Annotated in this window: 14 protein-coding genes; 10 read left to right on the plus strand and 4 right to left on the minus strand. The window is 36.3% G+C overall.

All coding sequences use genetic code 11. The features are described 5' to 3' along the window. Window positions 1-67 precede the first annotated feature (67 nt). The 5 genes from dsrA to ligA all read left to right on the plus strand — a co-directional run bounded on the left by dsrA (window position 68) and on the right by ligA (window position 5,252). Window positions 68-1,276 carry a dissimilatory-type sulfite reductase subunit alpha gene (dsrA, locus tag ACYQ3X_RS00425; RefSeq protein WP_460179871.1) on the plus strand — a complete coding sequence of 403 codons (1,209 nt, stop codon included), beginning with the start codon at window positions 68-70 and terminating at the stop codon, window positions 1,274-1,276. 24 nt (window positions 1,277-1,300) lie between these two features. Further along, window positions 1,301-2,401 carry a dissimilatory-type sulfite reductase subunit beta gene (dsrB, locus tag ACYQ3X_RS00430; protein WP_460179872.1) on the plus strand — a complete coding sequence of 367 codons (1,101 nt, stop codon included), beginning with the start codon at window positions 1,301-1,303 and terminating at the stop codon, window positions 2,399-2,401. Between the two features lie 62 nt (window positions 2,402-2,463). Beyond that, window positions 2,464-2,688, plus strand: coding sequence for a hypothetical protein (locus tag ACYQ3X_RS00435; RefSeq protein ID WP_059175930.1), 225 nt, complete (start codon window positions 2,464-2,466; stop codon window positions 2,686-2,688). An 84-nt stretch (window positions 2,689-2,772) separates the two neighbouring features. Continuing rightward, window positions 2,773-3,243: a CinA family protein gene (locus tag ACYQ3X_RS00440; protein ID WP_460179873.1), complete on the plus strand. Its 471-nt coding sequence runs from the start codon at window positions 2,773-2,775 to the stop codon at window positions 3,241-3,243. Next, window positions 3,243-5,252, plus strand: a complete 2,010-nt coding sequence (gene ligA / locus ACYQ3X_RS00445) for an NAD-dependent DNA ligase LigA (protein ID WP_460179874.1) — start codon at window positions 3,243-3,245, stop codon at window positions 5,250-5,252. The genes ACYQ3X_RS00440 and ligA overlap by 1 nt, the downstream gene beginning before the upstream one ends. A 1-nt stretch (window position 5,253) precedes the next feature. On the opposite strand, the gene ACYQ3X_RS00450 is transcribed toward ligA, so the two are convergent. Genes ACYQ3X_RS00450 through gltX form a run of 3 tightly spaced genes read right to left on the minus strand, consistent with a single transcriptional unit; the run spans window position 5,254 to window position 7,222 of the window. Further along, window positions 5,254-5,643, minus strand: coding sequence for a hypothetical protein (locus ACYQ3X_RS00450; RefSeq protein WP_460179875.1), 390 nt, complete (start codon window positions 5,641-5,643; stop codon window positions 5,254-5,256). A 6-nt stretch (window positions 5,644-5,649) separates the two neighbouring features. Next, entirely contained in the window at window positions 5,650-5,835 is a 186-nt protein-coding gene (locus tag ACYQ3X_RS00455) for a Trm112 family protein (RefSeq protein ID WP_460179876.1), read from the minus strand. Beyond that, window positions 5,825-7,222 (minus strand): glutamate--tRNA ligase, encoded by a 1,398-nt coding sequence (gene gltX, locus ACYQ3X_RS00460; RefSeq protein WP_460179877.1) that lies wholly within the window; start codon window positions 7,220-7,222, stop codon window positions 5,825-5,827. Before gltX ends, ACYQ3X_RS00455 begins: the two co-directional genes overlap by 11 nt. Before the next feature lie 57 nt (window positions 7,223-7,279). On the opposite strand from gltX, the gene pilB reads away from it, so the two are divergent. Genes pilB through ACYQ3X_RS00485 form a run of 5 tightly spaced genes read left to right on the plus strand, consistent with a single transcriptional unit; the run spans window position 7,280 to window position 13,861 of the window. Then, window positions 7,280-9,016, plus strand: coding sequence for a type IV-A pilus assembly ATPase PilB (gene pilB, locus ACYQ3X_RS00465; RefSeq protein ID WP_460179878.1), 1,737 nt, complete (start codon window positions 7,280-7,282; stop codon window positions 9,014-9,016). Continuing rightward, window positions 9,016-10,092 (plus strand): HD domain-containing phosphohydrolase, encoded by a 1,077-nt coding sequence (locus ACYQ3X_RS00470; protein WP_460179879.1) that lies wholly within the window; start codon window positions 9,016-9,018, stop codon window positions 10,090-10,092. The genes pilB and ACYQ3X_RS00470 overlap by 1 nt, the downstream gene beginning before the upstream one ends. Continuing rightward, window positions 10,092-11,171, plus strand: a complete 1,080-nt coding sequence (locus ACYQ3X_RS00475; RefSeq protein WP_460179880.1) for an HD domain-containing phosphohydrolase — start codon at window positions 10,092-10,094, stop codon at window positions 11,169-11,171. The genes ACYQ3X_RS00470 and ACYQ3X_RS00475 overlap by 1 nt, the downstream gene beginning before the upstream one ends. Window positions 11,172-11,174: 3 nt before the next feature. Beyond that, window positions 11,175-11,939 carry a 3',5'-cyclic-nucleotide phosphodiesterase gene (locus ACYQ3X_RS00480; RefSeq protein ID WP_460179881.1) on the plus strand — a complete coding sequence of 255 codons (765 nt, stop codon included), beginning with the start codon at window positions 11,175-11,177 and terminating at the stop codon, window positions 11,937-11,939. Further along, on the plus strand, window positions 11,939-13,861 hold the full coding sequence (locus ACYQ3X_RS00485) for a CHASE2 domain-containing protein (RefSeq protein ID WP_460179882.1): 1,923 nt from the start codon (window positions 11,939-11,941) through the stop codon (window positions 13,859-13,861). The genes ACYQ3X_RS00480 and ACYQ3X_RS00485 overlap by 1 nt, the downstream gene beginning before the upstream one ends. Before the next feature lie 93 nt (window positions 13,862-13,954). On the opposite strand, the gene acs is transcribed toward ACYQ3X_RS00485, so the two are convergent. Next, window positions 13,955-15,922 (minus strand): acetate--CoA ligase, encoded by a 1,968-nt coding sequence (acs, locus tag ACYQ3X_RS00490; protein WP_460179883.1) that lies wholly within the window; start codon window positions 15,920-15,922, stop codon window positions 13,955-13,957. Between the last annotated feature and the right edge of the window lie 31 nt (window positions 15,923-15,953).

A 15,953-nucleotide genomic window follows, 5' to 3' on the forward strand; every position in this document is an offset into this window, starting at 1 on the left:
TGTTTTACTGTTGATAGACACTATTTTTTATGGTATAATTTAAAAAATCTTAAAGCAGGAGGAAACTATGACAAAGAAGTATGACACACCTTTATTGGATGAGCTTGAAAAAGGTCCTTTCCCGAGCTTTGTTACGGAAATCAAAAAGGCAGCTGCCAAGAATCCAATGGCTGCTGATGAGCTTGGTCAGTTAGAAAAAAGCCTGAGAGACAAGGTAACTTACTGGAAGCATGGTGGAATCGTTGGTGTAAGAGGATACGGAGGAGGTGTTATTGGAAGGTACTCCCAGTTAGCTGATGAGTTTCCTGGTGTTGCCCACTTCCACACAGTACGTATAAACCAGCCAACAGGACTTTTTTACACTTCGGAAACTATTAAATTTATCTGCGATCTCTGGGACAAATATGGAAGTGGATTAACAAACTTTCATGGTTCAACAGGTGATATGGTATTGCTTGGTACAACAACAGATAATCTTGAGCCAATTGCAACAATATTGAGTCTGAACGGTTTTGATCTTGGTGGTTCAGGCTCTGCACTGAGAACACCAAGCTGCTGTGTTGGTCCAGCAAGATGTGAATGGTCAATGATTGATACACTTGATATTACCTATGATTTAACTCAAGAGTTCCAGGATGAACTTCATAGACCTCAGTTCCCATATAAGTTCAAGATTAAAACAGTGGGATGTCCTGTTGATTGCAATGCTTCAATAGCTCGTGCAGACCTTTCAATAATCGGAACATGGAAAGGAAGTATAGCAATTGATCAGGATGCAGTCAAGGATTATGTGAAGAAGGGTATGAATATCCAGGAAGAAATTGTAAATATGTGCCCTGGAAAGTGTATAAGCTGGGATGGTAATACACTTACAATAAACAATGCAGATTGTTTACGTTGTATGCACTGCATTACAAGGATGCCACATGCATTAAAACCAACAGGAGAAAAAGGAGCAACCCTTCTCATAGGTGCAAAAGCACCATTTGTTATTGGTGCAACTCTTTCTTGGGTAATTGTTCCATTTATGGAAATGAAGCCACCTTATGAGGAACTAAAGGATCTTATCAGAAAGATGTGGGATTGGTGGAATGAATATGGAAAGAACAGAGAAAGAATTGGAGAATTGATACTCCGTCGTGGAATGAGAGAGTTCCTTGAAGTTTGCGGGCTTGAACCAACACCTGAAATGGTTAAAGAGCCAAGAAATGATCCATTCTGGTTCTGGACTGAAGAAGATCTTCAGAAGAAACCATGGGAAGAATATTTAAAATAACAATAAAAAAAGGAGGTAAGAATTATGCCTTATGTAATTCCTGATGTAGTAGATGTAAAGCAAAGGAAAACAGATATAGGACCACCTCATTACAAAAACTTTTTACCACCAGTAATCCAGAAAAACTATGGAGACTGGAAAACCCATGAAATATTAAGCCCTGGTTTAATGGTCCATATAGCTAATTCTGGTGATAAAATCTGGACAGTAAGAGTAGCATCCCCAAGACTTCTGAGCACTGATACACTGAGAGAAATCGCAGAGATCGCAGAGAAATACTGTGATGGTTATTTAAGATTTACTACAAGAAACAATATAGAGTTTTTGGTATCCGATGAAAGCAAAGTAAAGCCATTAATGGATGAGCTTGCAGCAAAGAAATTTATGATTGGTGGAATCGGCTCAAGAGTAAGTAATATTGTGCATACACAGGGATGGATTCACTGCCATTCAGCAGCTGTTGATGCCTCTTCTTTAGTTAAAGTAATAATGGATGAATTTGCTGATTACTTTACTACAAAAGAAACTCCTAATAAAGTTAGATTTGCTGTTGCCTGCTGTACTAATATGTGTGGTGCAGTTCATTGTTCAGATATAGCTTATGTTGGAATTCACAGAAAGCTTCCAAGAATTGACCATGAAAACTTCAAAAATCTCTGTGAGCTTCCAACAACAATGGCTGCATGTCCAACAGCAGCAATAACACCGGATCCAGCAAAGAAATCAGTAAAAATCAATCCAGAAAAGTGCATGTACTGTGGAAACTGTTTCTCAGTCTGTCCAGCACTTCCTATTGCAGATCCAGAGAATGATGGTGTTGCAATAGTGGTTGGTGGAAAGGTTGGTAACTTGAGAAAGCCACCAATGTTCTCAAAGCTTGCCGTTGCCTATCTACCAAATAATCCACCAAGATGGCCTGAAGTAGTAAAGGCGACAAGGAAGATTTTTGATGCCTATATTGCTGGCGCAAAGAAGCATGAGAGAGTGGGTGAATGGATTGAAAGAATTGGCTGGGAGAAATTCTTCGCAGTTACCGGCTTACCATTCACATTCCAGCATATTGACGACTGGACATATGCATTCAAGACATTCAGAACTGCAACTCAGTTTAAGTGGGTTAAATAATGAAGAAAGGAGGGCAGATATATGCCCTCCTTTTAATATCTCTGAAAGGAGTGTGATTTTAAATGGATAAAGAGGAACTCAAAAAAGCAATCTATCAACTAATTGAACAATCAGCAGGAAAGAAGAAATACAAACAAGCAGACGTAATAAAACATTTCAGACAACAGGGTATTCCTGATGCTGAGACAAAGGCAGCAATAAGAGAGCTTATTGATGCAGGAGATTTGATTTACACTTACTTTGGTGGAAGCTACATAGAACTTGGAGAAAAACGAAAAGGCGCTTGATAAAAAAACAATATTTTAAAAGGAGGGCATCCCCCTCCTTTTAAATTTTCATGATCATGCCTTATTTTCTGGTATAATTTCTTTATGAATTCTTTAAATGTCATCGCTTTTAATATTGTTAAAAAATTCACAGAAAAACAAAAAACCTTTTCAATTGCTGAATCCTGCACAGGAGGTCTAATTGCATCCTCAATAACAGACATTCCAGGGGCAAGTAAAGTTTTTGTTGCAGGCTTTGTAGTTTATGCAACAGAGATGAAAAAGAGAATTTTAAAAATTTCTGATGAAACTTTTAAATACGGAGTTATTTCCAGAGAAATGGCAGAGGCAATGGCAAAAGCAGTCAGGTCAATTACTCACTCAGACTATTCAATTGCTACAACAGGAAATCTTGGTCCTGATACAATGGAAGGTAAGCCAAAGGGATTAATCTATATTGCTGTTTCAACACCAGAAAGGGTTTATGTTAAGGAACTCAATCTTACAGGTGATAGACTCTCAAATAAAATAAAGGCAACAGAAGAAGCATTAAAATTTTTATCAGAGGTTATGTAATGAGAGAGATTCCAGAGGATGTAAAAATGCAGATAGAAAGGCTTGTTAAGGAGATAAACTATCATAACTACCGTTACTATGTTCTTGATAGTCCTGTTATATCAGATGAAGAGTATGACCAGATGCTAAGAAGGCTTAAGGAGCTTGAAGAAAAATGGGGATATATTCTACCTGACTCACCCACTCAGAGAGTAGGGGCAGCACCGTCTGAAAAGTTTGAAAAACTTAAACACCGTGAACCTATGCTTTCACTTGATAATGCCTTTTCAATTGAGGAGTTAAGAGAGTTTGATTCAAGAGTAAAAAGGCTTCTTGGAAGCAATGAGCCTGTTGAATACACAGTAGAGCCAAAATATGATGGACTGGCAGTAGAGCTTTCCTATAAAAATGGATTTTTATATAAAGCATCAACCAGGGGAGATGGCTATGTTGGTGAGGATATAACACAGAACATTAAGACAATAAAGTCAATTCCACTTAAAATTGAAGGAGTGCAGTGTCCAGAAGAGATTGATATTCGTGGCGAAGTTTATATGAACATTGATGAATTTGAGAGAATAAATAGAGAAAGGGAGGAAAAAGGAGAGCCAGTTTTTGCCAATCCAAGAAACGCAGCTTCTGGTTCAGTGCGGCAACTGGATCCCTCAATCACAGCGAGTAGAAGACTTCATATGGCATGTTATGGTGTAGGATACTATGAAGGTATAGAATTTAAAACTCAGGCTGAGTTTATTGAATGGCTAAAAAAAGCAAGATTTCCTGTTCCTGCCTATGTAAAGGTAGCAAAAGGAATTGATGAAGTCATAGAGGCAATCAAAGAAATTGAGCAGTTGAGAGCAACATATCCTTTTGAAACAGACGGAGCTGTTGTTAAGGTTAATAGTTTTGAACTTCAAAGACGGCTTGGTGCAAAAACCCGTGAACCAAGATGGGCAATTGCTTATAAATATCCTGCTCATCAGGGAATTACAAAACTGAAAGATATTATTGCAAGTGTTGGAAGGACTGGTGTTATAACACCAGTTGCAATCCTTGAACCTGTTAGAATTGGTGGAGTTACAGTTTCAAGATCAACACTTCATAACTGGGATGAAGTAAAAAGAAAGGATATAAGAATCGGAGATTATGTAATTGTGGAAAGGGCTGGAGAAGTAATTCCTCATATAATTGGTGTTGTTGTTGATAGAAGAACAGGTAAGGAGCACCTACCTCAGATTCCTGAGCACTGTCCAGTATGTGGTTCAAAAACTGTGAGAGAACCAGGGGAAGTTGCTTTAAAATGCATTAACTTTAACTGTCCTGCGCAGGTAGAAGAACGGATCAAACATTTTGCCTCCCGTAGAGCAATGAATATAGAAGGCTTGGGAGATAAAACAGTTGAGCTTCTTCATGATAGAGGTTTTATAAAAAGTTTTGTTGATTTATATAAACTCAGACAGGAAGACATTAAAAGACTTCCAGGTTTTGCAGAGCTTTCATCAAAAAAGCTTATTGAGGCAGTTGAACGGAGCAAAAAGACAACTCTGGCAAGATTTCTTTATGCGCTTGGAATAAGTCAGGTTGGTGAGTATGCAGCTAAACTTCTTGCCCAGAATTTTAAAAGACTTGAAGACATTTATTCTGTTAAAATGGAACAACTCATTGAGATTCCTCAGATAGGAGAAAAAACAGCAAGAGCAATTGAACAGTTTTTCAATAATGAAGAAAATCTTAAAGCAATAGAAGAACTTAAAAGGTTAGGCTTAACCATAGAAAATCCAGATTATCAGGAAAAAGAAAAACCATTACCACTTAAAGGACTTACCTTTGTTATCACAGGCAGTCTTCCAAAGCCAAGATATGAAGTTCAGGATATGATTGAAAAAGCAGGAGGGAAAGTCTCATCTTCTGTATCAAAAAATACTGACTATGTTGTGGTAGGTGAAGAGCCAGGAAGTAAACTTGCGAAAGCAAAGCAGTTAGGAGTAAAAACTATATCTTATGAAGAATTGCTGAAGATGCTCAGGTGATTTATTTTGCAGCTAAGCCAAATATTGCTATGAGAATGCTTATAAAGGTAAATCCTATCCCCATAAACCACTGCATAAATGTTAATCTCTTTTCCATAGCATCAAATCTTGCATTCATCTCTCTCTGCAATGCTTCAAATCTTTTTTCCGTGGCATCAAATCTTGCATTCATCTCTCTCTGCAATGCTTCAAATCTTTTTTCCGTGGCATCAAATCTTGCATTTTCTATTTCCTTAAGAGCTTTTAGCTCTTCTTCAACCCTGATGACTCTTTCAATAATAGAGAGTTCCTTTGCTCTTTGCTCGTTTTGACGAACAAAATCAGCTATTAACTCTTTTACAAGAGCTTCTACTTGCTGTTTTGATAGAAATTCTGTCTCTAACTCAGGCATAAAAAATTATAACTTATTTTCCTTTTTAACTGGAATAGCTTCTTCAATTAATAGAATTGGAATATCTTCTTTTACTGGATAGTAGACAGAACAGTTTTTACAAACGAGCCTTTCTTTATCCTCTTCATAAACAAGATCACCCTTACATTTTGGACAGACTATTATTTCAAGTAATTCTTTATCAATAGCCATCCAGTAACCTCCTTAATCTTTTCAGAGTTTTTTCCTTTCCAACAATTTCCAGAACTTCATATATTCCAGGGCTTACAGTATTGCCTGTTATGGCTACTCTAACAGGCTGTGCAACCTGACCAAGTTTCAATCCTTTTTCGTTAACAATATCCATAAATATTTTTTCTATTTTATCCTGTGTAAAATCTTGTAGTTGAGTAAGTTTTTCCATAACTTCTTTAAGTATTGGAATGGTTTCAGAATTTATGTATTTTTCTTTTGCTTTTAGATCAATTTCAACATACTCAAGGAAATAGTATCTCATTGCATGGGCAAGTTCTTTAAGGGTTCTGCATCTTTCTTTAAGGGATCTTATAGCTTTGCATACCCATTTTAAATCAACGGTTTCATCTTGTTTTATATAGCCTTCTTTAATTAAAAACGGCTTAACAAGTTCAAAAAGTTTTTCTTCTGAAGTTAATTTTATGTATTCACTGTTTAACCAGAGAAGTTTTTCTGAATCAAAAACAGCATTTGCCTTTCCCACCTGCTCTAAATTAAAATAGTTTATCAATTCCTCCTTTGTAAAAATTTCCTGATCTCCATGAGACCATCCAAGACGGGCAAGAAAGTTTACAACTGCATCTGCAAGATATCCTTCATCTCTGTAAGCAAGTACACTTGTTGCACCATGTCTCTTGCTTAAACGAGACCTGTCTTTCCCGAGAATCATGGGGATATGGGCAAACTCTGGTGGATTCATTCCAAGGGCATTATAAATATGAATCTGCTTGGGCGTGTTATTAAGATGATCCTCTCCTCTTATTACATGAGTTATTCTCATTTCATAGTCATCAACAACAACGCAGAAGTTGTATGTTGGAGTTCCATCACTTCTAAGTATTACAAGGTCTTCAAGTTCGCTGTTTTTGAATATAACAGGACCTTTTACAAGATCCTTAACTACTGTTTCACCTTCAAGAGGCATTTTAAACCTTATTGCAAAGGGTTTATCAAAAACCTCTTTTAGGTCTCTACAGCGTCGGTCATATCTTGGTGGTTTTCCCTCTTTCATTGCCTTCTGTCTTCTTTCTTCCAACTCCTCTGGAGTGCAGTAGCAACGATAGGCTTTTCTCTCTTCAAGAAGTTTATGGGCATAAGCTCTGTAAATTTCCATTCTATCAGTCTGTCTGAAAGGACCTTCATCCCAATTGAGTCCCAACCATTTCAATGCTTCTATAATTGATTCAATATACTCTTCTGTAGAACGAGATCTGTCTGTGTCCTCAATTCTTAAAATAAATTTTCCATTATGATGCCTTGCAAAAAGCCAGTTAAAAAGAGCGGTTCTTGCTCCTCCAATATGTAAATGTCCAGTAGGACTTGGTGCAAATCTGACTCTTACCACTGTTCCTCCTTTATTAAAGCTGATCAATAAATTAGTATACACTTTAGCATGATTTTTATGCTATGCTATAGTAGCATTATGCCAACAAAACCTTTAACAGAAAGAATACCGCTTGGTGCTTTTCTTCTGAGAAAAGGTAAAATTTCTGAGAAACAGCTAATTGATGCTCAGGCACTTCAAAAAATTGAAGGTATAAAAATCGGTGCTGCGCTGGTAAAGTTAGGGTATATAACAGAAGATGAGCTTGTGCAGTCTATGAGCGAACTCTATGGATTTCCAGTATTTAAAATGGATTCTCATAAAGTTGATCCTTTGGTAGTTAAACTTCTTCCAGAAGATGTAATAAAAAAGTATAAGATGTTGCCAATTTATAGAGAAGGAAATATTGTAAAGGTTCTTACAACTGATCCTGCCAATGAAATAGCACTGGAACAACTGAAGTTTTTTTTAAGTGGATTTAGAATAATTTTTTACATAGGAAAAGATTCAGATTTTAAAACTCTGATAGATCAATTTTTTGGAGAAGAAGAATCAGATATTTATGCTTCCCAGAATATTCATGAACTTGTTGAAATAGTTGCTCAGGAGCCTTCTTTAGTAGAGACTCAGGAGGAAATTCGTCCGGAAGCAGAAGGACCTTTAGTAAGAGTTGTTAATCAGATAATTTTGAATGCAATTTCAAAAAGAGCAAGTGATATTCACATAGAGCCTTTTGAAGACAACATATATGTAAGATACAGAATAGATGGTGTACTTCATGATGTTTTAACTTTACCAGCAAAATTAAAAAGTAATCTTATTACAAGAATAAAAATTATGTCAAATCTGGATATATCCGAAAAAAGGCTTCCACAGGATGGAAGAATAAAGATGAAAATCAGCAAAAGAGAGGTTGATTTCAGGGTTTCAACACTTCCATCAATATTCGGAGAAAAGATTGTTTTAAGAATTCTTGAAAAAGGCTCTCTTCAGCTTGACCTTACCCGTCTTGGCTTTGAAGAAGAATCTCTTGAATTTTTTCTTGAGGCTCTCAGAAAGCCCTATGGAATGATACTTGTCACAGGTCCTACAGGTTCTGGAAAAACCACTACACTATATTCAGCTTTAATGAAGCTAAACAGACCAGAGGTAAATATTATGACTGTTGAGGATCCTGTTGAATACACTCTTCCAAGGATCACACAGGTTCAGGTTCAGGAAGAAATAGGAAGGACATTTGCTCAGGTATTGAGGTCTTTTTTAAGACAGGATCCTGATATAATCATGGTTGGTGAGATAAGAGATTTTGAAACTGCAGAGATTGCTGTAAAAGCAGCTTTGACAGGACATCTTGTTCTGAGCACACTTCATACAAACGATGCACCAAGTACAATTACAAGATTAGTCAACATGGGGATAGAGCCTTTTTTAATTTCCTCTTCAGTGATTTTAATTGTAGCCCAGAGGCTTGTAAGAAAACTATGTGAGAACTGTAAAAAAGAACAGAAGTACTCAAAAGATGCTTTATTGAAACTTGGATTTCCTAAGGACAGGCTTGATGGACTAAAAATATATGAAGCAAAGGGATGTAATGAGTGCAATAAAACAGGATATCGTGGAAGAATAGCAGTCTATGAGGTGATGCCTATAAGAGAAGAGATTAGAGAATTGATTCTTACAGGTGCTTCTGCCAGTGAAATTAAGAAGGAAGCTATGAAACTGGGTATGCTTACTTTGAGACAATCGGGAATAAGAAAAATAATGGCAGGAACAACGAGCATAGAGGAAGTTTTAAGAGTTACTGTGGAGGATTGATGGACAAGCTTGAGGTTTTACTTAAAGCTGCTTCAAAGATAACAAGAGAGAAGAGACTGAATAATCTTATTGAGATTCTTTCTAATCTTGCCAAAGATATAATTGAAGTTGACCGTTGCAGCCTCTTTATCATAGATGAACCAAAAAAGGAGCTTTATACCATATTTGCCCATGGAGTAAAGGAAATCAGAATTCCATTGAGTTCAGGGATTGCAGGGCATGTGGTAAAAACAGGCAAAACTTATGTGACAGAGAATGCTTACAAAAGCAAATTTTTTAATCCAGAGATTGACAGAGTCTCAGGATACACAACAAGAAACATTCTTGCTGTTCCAGTTTTTGATTCCAAGGGTAAGGTAATCGGTGTATATCAGGCAATAAACAAATCAGGAAAATTCAACAATACAGATATTAAGCTAATGAGGCTTATTGCAGAGTTTGCTGCAGCAGCAATAGAGACCAGGATGCTATACGAAAAAATAAAAGAACTGCATAAAAAAGCTCTTATAAAACTTTCAAAAGCAGCAGAATACAAAGACCCTGAGACTCCTCACCACTTTTTAAGAGTAGGAGTTATTTCCGGTTTAATTGCAGAAAAAATTGGAATAGATGAGGAAAAATGTGAATTACTAATATTAGCCTCCACAATGCATGACATCGGGAAAATTGGAATTCCAGACAGAATTCTTCAAAAATCTGGCAGGCTTGAGCCTGATGAGTGGGAAATAATGAAAAAACATCCAATAATTGGATATGAACTTCTTTATGATGAAGAAAGTGAACTACTTCAAATGGCAGCAATAATAGCTCTTGAACACCATGAAAGATGGGACGGGAAGGGTTATCCCTTTGGTAAAAAGGGAAAAGAAATATCTTTATGGGCAAGAATCGTAAGTGTTGTTGACAACTTTGATACCCTTACAACAGATAAAGGTGATAGAGAATCATGGAGCATTGATAAGGCAGTTAATTATATGGAAGTTATGAAAGGAAAAGCCTTTGATCCAGAGATTGTTGATGTTTTCTTTAAAAATATTGAGAAAATAATTGAAATAAAAGAAAAATATAAGGATTAATGAAAAAAGAAATTTTTTCAGAACATCTAAAGACACTTCTTGAGTTTTCAGCCATAATTAATTCATCCCTTGAGATTGAAGAAATAAGAAAAAGAGCCTGTGAAGCAATAATGAGTCTTGTTAATTGTGATGCAGCAAGTCTTTTGCTTTTTGATAGAGAATCGGAAGAGCTTTATTTTGATGTTGCTCTGGGAGAAAAGGCACACAAAGTAAAAACAATAAGACTTAAACTGGGACAGGGTATTGCTGGATGGGTTGCTGAGAAAAAACAGGCAGTCATTATAAATGATGTTCAGAATGATCCAAGATTTTTCAAAGGAGGCGATGAAAAATCAGGATTCATTACAAAAACAATGCTCTGTTTACCTGTAATGATTAAAGACAGGCTTTTGGGAGTGATTCAGGCAATAAATAAAAGAGACGGGTTTTTCAATGAGTATGATATGGAGTTACTCAATGCACTAAGCAGTCAGGTTGCAGTGGCAATAGAAAATGCAAGACTTTATGAAGAGCTTAAACAGACCTTTTATGAGATTGTTTTTGCCCTTGCAGATACAATTGAAAAAAGAGATCCCTATACAGCAGGTCATACAAAAAGGGTTATGGATTATTCTGTTGCAACAGGAGTTGAGATGGGACTTGGTAAAGAAGAGCTTGAAAAACTTAAACTTGCAGCAATACTTCATGATATAGGCAAGATTGGTATAAGAGACGCGATTTTACTTAAGACTGAAAGATTAACAGATGAAGAGTATAGAATAATTCAGAATCATGTAATTTATGGAGCAGAAATACTTCAACATGTAAAACAGCTTAAAGATATTATTCCAGGAGTAAAATATCATCATGAAAAATTTGATGGTAGAGGATATCCTGAAGGACTTAAACAACAGGAGATTCCCCTAATTGCAAGAATTATTGCAGTGGCTGATGCATTTGATGCAATGACAACAGACAGACCATACAGAAAAGGGTTAAGTGTGGAAACTGCAATAGAAGAATTGAAAAATAAGGCTAAAACTCAATTTGATCCAGCTGTAGTTGAAGCATTTTTGAAAGCACTAAATAAAGTGAGGTGAGCTTTGAGAATAAAAGTACTTGGAGCTTCTGGCTCAGATCTGCCAGGCTATCATCTTTCATCTTTTCTTTTAAACAATAAAATACTTTTTGATGCAGGAGGAATTACAGGTTCTTTAAATTTCAAAAGCCAGCAGAAAATAGAACATATATTCATAACCCATGCTCATCTTGATCATATAAGAGACATTCCCTTTCTGGCTGATAATTTAATCGTAAGTGGTAGTGCAAAAAGCATAAAAATTTATTCCATAAAAGAAGTTCTTGATGACATAAAAAAACATCTGCTCAATCACAGACTATGGCCAGATTTCACAGTTATTCCAAATGTTCAGAACTCCATTTTAAGACTTAATATAATCAAAGAAGAAAGCCCAATTTTAATAGATGGATATAAAATAACTGCTTACAGAATGAGTCATACAGTGCCATCAGTTGGCTATCTTGTTGAAAAAGATGGTAAAGCTTTTTTTTATACAGGAGATACAGGACCTGCAAAGACTTCGTGGAAAAAGCTTTCAGATAAAAAATTAAATGCATTAATCATTGAAGTTTCTTTTCCAGATAAAATGAAAGAGCTTGCAATAAAAACAGGGCATTTAACTGCAGAGCTTGTTTTTGAAGATTTAAAGATTTTCCATCATAAACCTGAAAGAATTTTCATAACCCATATAAAACCCTTTTACAGAAAGCAGATTGAAGAAGAACTAAAAAAGTGCTCTGATTACAAAATAAAGATTCTTCAAGGAGGAGAAATAATAAAGATTTAATGAAGATTAAAAATAAAGAACTCATAGCAACTTTATTTATTGCTGTCGTTTTTCTGCTTCTTTTTTATATAAAACCCCAACCACTTGAAGTCATTGATATGAAAATATATGATTTATTTTTCCATGTTCGTGGCAAAGAAAATCCTCCGAAAAGCATAGTTATTGCTGCAATAGATGAGGCTTCCCTTGAAAAAATGGGAAGATGGCCCTGGAGTAGAGATAAAATAGCAAAGCTCATAGATAAAATCTCAGAGTATGAAGCTACAGTTATTGCTATAGACATCATATTCAGTGAGTCTGAAAAAAATGATCCTGTCCTGGCTGAAAGCATATCCAGAGCAGGTAATGTCATTTTACCTGTTGTTTTCTTTTTTGATGTAGAAGATGTACCGAAAGAAACTGAAATAACCCCAGAGGCACCCCAAAAACTCGTAGAGTTTTTGGGGACCCGTTCAGCTTTTTCTATTTTAAATCCTGAAAGATTTTTCAGATATCAGCCTGTTTCATCAAAAAGTGTTCTTGTTCCTGAAAGTATTCTTGCCCGTCAAGCAGCAGGATTTGGGCATATAAACATGTTTCCTGATCCTGACGGCACAATAAGATGGGAAGTTTTATTTATTAACTACTATGGATATATGATACCAGCCCTTGCTCTTAAAACAGCAGCAATGTATCTTGGTATTCCACAGGAAAAGCAGCTAATTGATGCAACAAAGGGAGTTTATCTGGGCAAAAGATATATACCTACTGATCCATGGGGAAGAATTTTGATCCCTTACTATGGAGGCAATGGAACTTTTAGACATATCTCAATTGTTGACATACTTGAAAACAAAGTTAAAAAAGAGGACCTTGAAGGAAGGATTGTTCTCATTGGTGCCACTGCTGTTGGAATATATGATTTAAGGGTGACTCCAATGAGTTCAGCTTTGCCCGGGGTGGAAAAACATGCAAATGTAATTGCTTCACTTATAGAGGGCAAAAGCATTCTTCCTGTTTCCAGTTATGTTGTTATTTTATTGATTTTAGTTTCACTATTTTCAGCAATATTTCTCTATCAAAGACTAAAAGCAGGATACTGTTTGATTGTTTTACTAAGTTTGCTGTCTGGAGTTTTTATTGTATCTTTTTATTTATTTACTAAAAATACGTGGCTTTCTGTTATCTATGTTTCAGGAAGTTTATTTGCTCATTTTCTTACAACAATTACAATGAGGTATGCATATTCAGAAAAAGAAGCGAGAAGAATAAAAAAGATATTCTCAAGCTATGTGACAGAAAAAGTTGTCAATGAACTTATTAAAAATCCATCAATGGCAAAACTTGGTGGAGAAAGAAGAGAAGTTACTGTATTGTTCTCTGACATCAGAGGATTTACAACTTTATCTGAAAAACTTCCTCCTGAAAAGGTTGTTGAACTGCTTAATGAATATTTTGCTCATATGGCTGAGATTATTTTTAAATGGGAGGGCACACTTGATAAGTTCATGGGTGATGCTATAATGGTTTTCTGGGGAGCACCATTGCCACAGAATGATCATGAGGAAAGAGCACTGCAGTGTGCCATAGAAATGATAAAAAAATTACAGAGTTTATGTAAAAAATGGGATGAAAAAGGAAAACCTCAATTAAAAATCGGCATTGGAATAAATACTGGAGAAGTTCTGGTTGGCAACATTGGCGCAGAAGGTAAAAAGATGGACTATACTGTAATTGGTGATAGTGTAAATCTGGCATCCAGGCTTGAAGGTTTAAATAAGGAGTTTAACTCTGAAATAATCATATCTGAATTTACATTTAAAAAATTGAAGGAAAAAATTGCTGCTGGTTTTTTTGGTACAGTTGATGTAGAAGAACTGGGAGAGATTTCAGTAAAGGGAAAAGAAAAACTTGTTAAAATTTATAAAGTTTCTGTTAAGTAGTCAAGATCTTCTCTACATATAAAAAAGGGTGAGGAGCACCTCACGGGTCCCCAAAAACTCTACGAGTTTTTGGGGTGCCCTCACCCTTAAGAATTATTTTCTTCCTATGACCAATTCCTCTACTACAGATGGATCTGCAAGAGTTGAGGTATCTCCAAGCTCTTCAATAGCACCAGAAGCTATTTTTCTTAAAATTCTTCTCATTATCTTACCACTTCTTGTTTTTGGAAGTCCTCCTGCAAACTGGATTTTATCTGGTGTAGCTATAGGACCTATCATCTGTCTAATATGAGAAATCAATAATTTTTCCAGATCCTTTGAAGGCTCATATCCTTCTTTTAAAACCACATAAACATAAATACCTTCACCTTTTATCTCATGAGGAAAACCAACGACTGCTGCCTCTGCAACTGCGGGATGGGCAACTAAGGCAGACTCAACTTCAGCAGTTCCAATTCTATGTCCAGAGACATTTATAACATCATCAATTCTTCCCATGAGCCAATAATCTCCATCTTCATCTACTCTTGCACCATCTCCTGTAAAGTATTTCCCAGGGAAGCGAGAGAAATAAACTTCTTTTATTCTTTTGTTTTCAGGGTCTCCCCATGTGCCTCTCAGCATTCCTGGCCATGGTTTTTCAATTACAAGATATCCACCTTCATTAACTCCTGCAGGAGAACCGTCTTCTTTGAGCACTCTTGGAACAACTCCAAAGAAAGGTCTTGTTGCAGAACCTGGTTTGAGTGTCATTGCTCCTGGCAAAGGTGTAATCATAAATCCACCTGTCTCTGTCTGCCACCATGTATCAACTATTGGACAGCGCTCTTTACCAACATGTTTGTAATACCAAATCCATGCCTCAGGATTAATTGGCTCACCAACTGTACCAAGAATTCTTAAACTTGAAAGGTCATATTTGTAGGGCCATTGCTCTCCCTCTCTCATTAAAGCCCTGATCGCTGTAGGTGCTGTATAAAATATATTAACTCTGTGTTTTTCTACTATTTCCCAGAATCTTCCTGGATTTGGATAAGTTGGTACTCCTTCAAACATGAGTGATGTAGCTCCTGCACTCAGTGGACCGTAAACTATATAGCTGTGTCCTGTTACCCAGCCAATATCTGCTGTGCAGAAAAATGTTTCTTCAGGTTTATAGTCAAATACCCATTTAAATGTCACATTTACATAAACCATGTATCCGCCTGTTGTATGAAGCACTCCCTTTGGTTTTCCTGTTGAACCTGATGTGTAAAGTATAAAGAGCGGGTCTTCAGCATCCATTACTTCTGGTTCACAATAATTAGTTATTTCAGGATCATTAATGAGGTCATGCCACCAGAAGTCTCTGTTGGGATCCATATCAACAAAATTGGGTGTTCTCTTCACAACAACTACTTTTTCTATTGATGGAGTTCCTTCCAGAGCCTGATCAGCATTTGCCTTAAGAGGCACAATTCTTCCTCCTCTTAATCCCTGATTCGCAGTAATAAGAAGTTTTGCTCCGCAGTCATTTATTCTGTCTCTCAGGGATTGTGCTGAAAATCCGGCAAATACAACGCTATGAATTGCTCCAATTCTTGCACAGGCAAGCATTGTAATTGGAAGCTCAGGTATCATGGGAAGATAAACAGCCACTCTATCACCCTTTCTCACTCCCAATTTTTTCAAAACATTGGCAAATCTATTGACTTCTCTGTAAAGTTGCCAGTAAGTATAAGTTTTAACTTCACCATCATCAGCTTCCCAGATGATCGCTGCTTTGTTTCTCAAAGAATCAAGATTACGATCAAGGCAGTTATAAGAAGCATTGAGTTTTCCATTTATAAACCACTTAATATATGGCTTATCAAAGTCATAATCTAATACTTTGTCCCATTTTTTATACCATGTAATATTCTGCTCTGCAATTTCAGCCCAGAATCCCTCAGGATCTTCCAATGACCTCTTATACATTGCCTCATATTCGGCCATGCTTTTAATATAGGCTTTTTCTGAAATCTCCTTGGGTGGAGGGAAAGCCCTCTGTTCTTTTAGTAGTACATCAATTCCCTGTGTCATATCTTTACCTCCTTTTTTTCTATCAATTTTA

Source organism: Thermodesulfovibrio sp. TK110 (genome assembly GCF_054658355.1).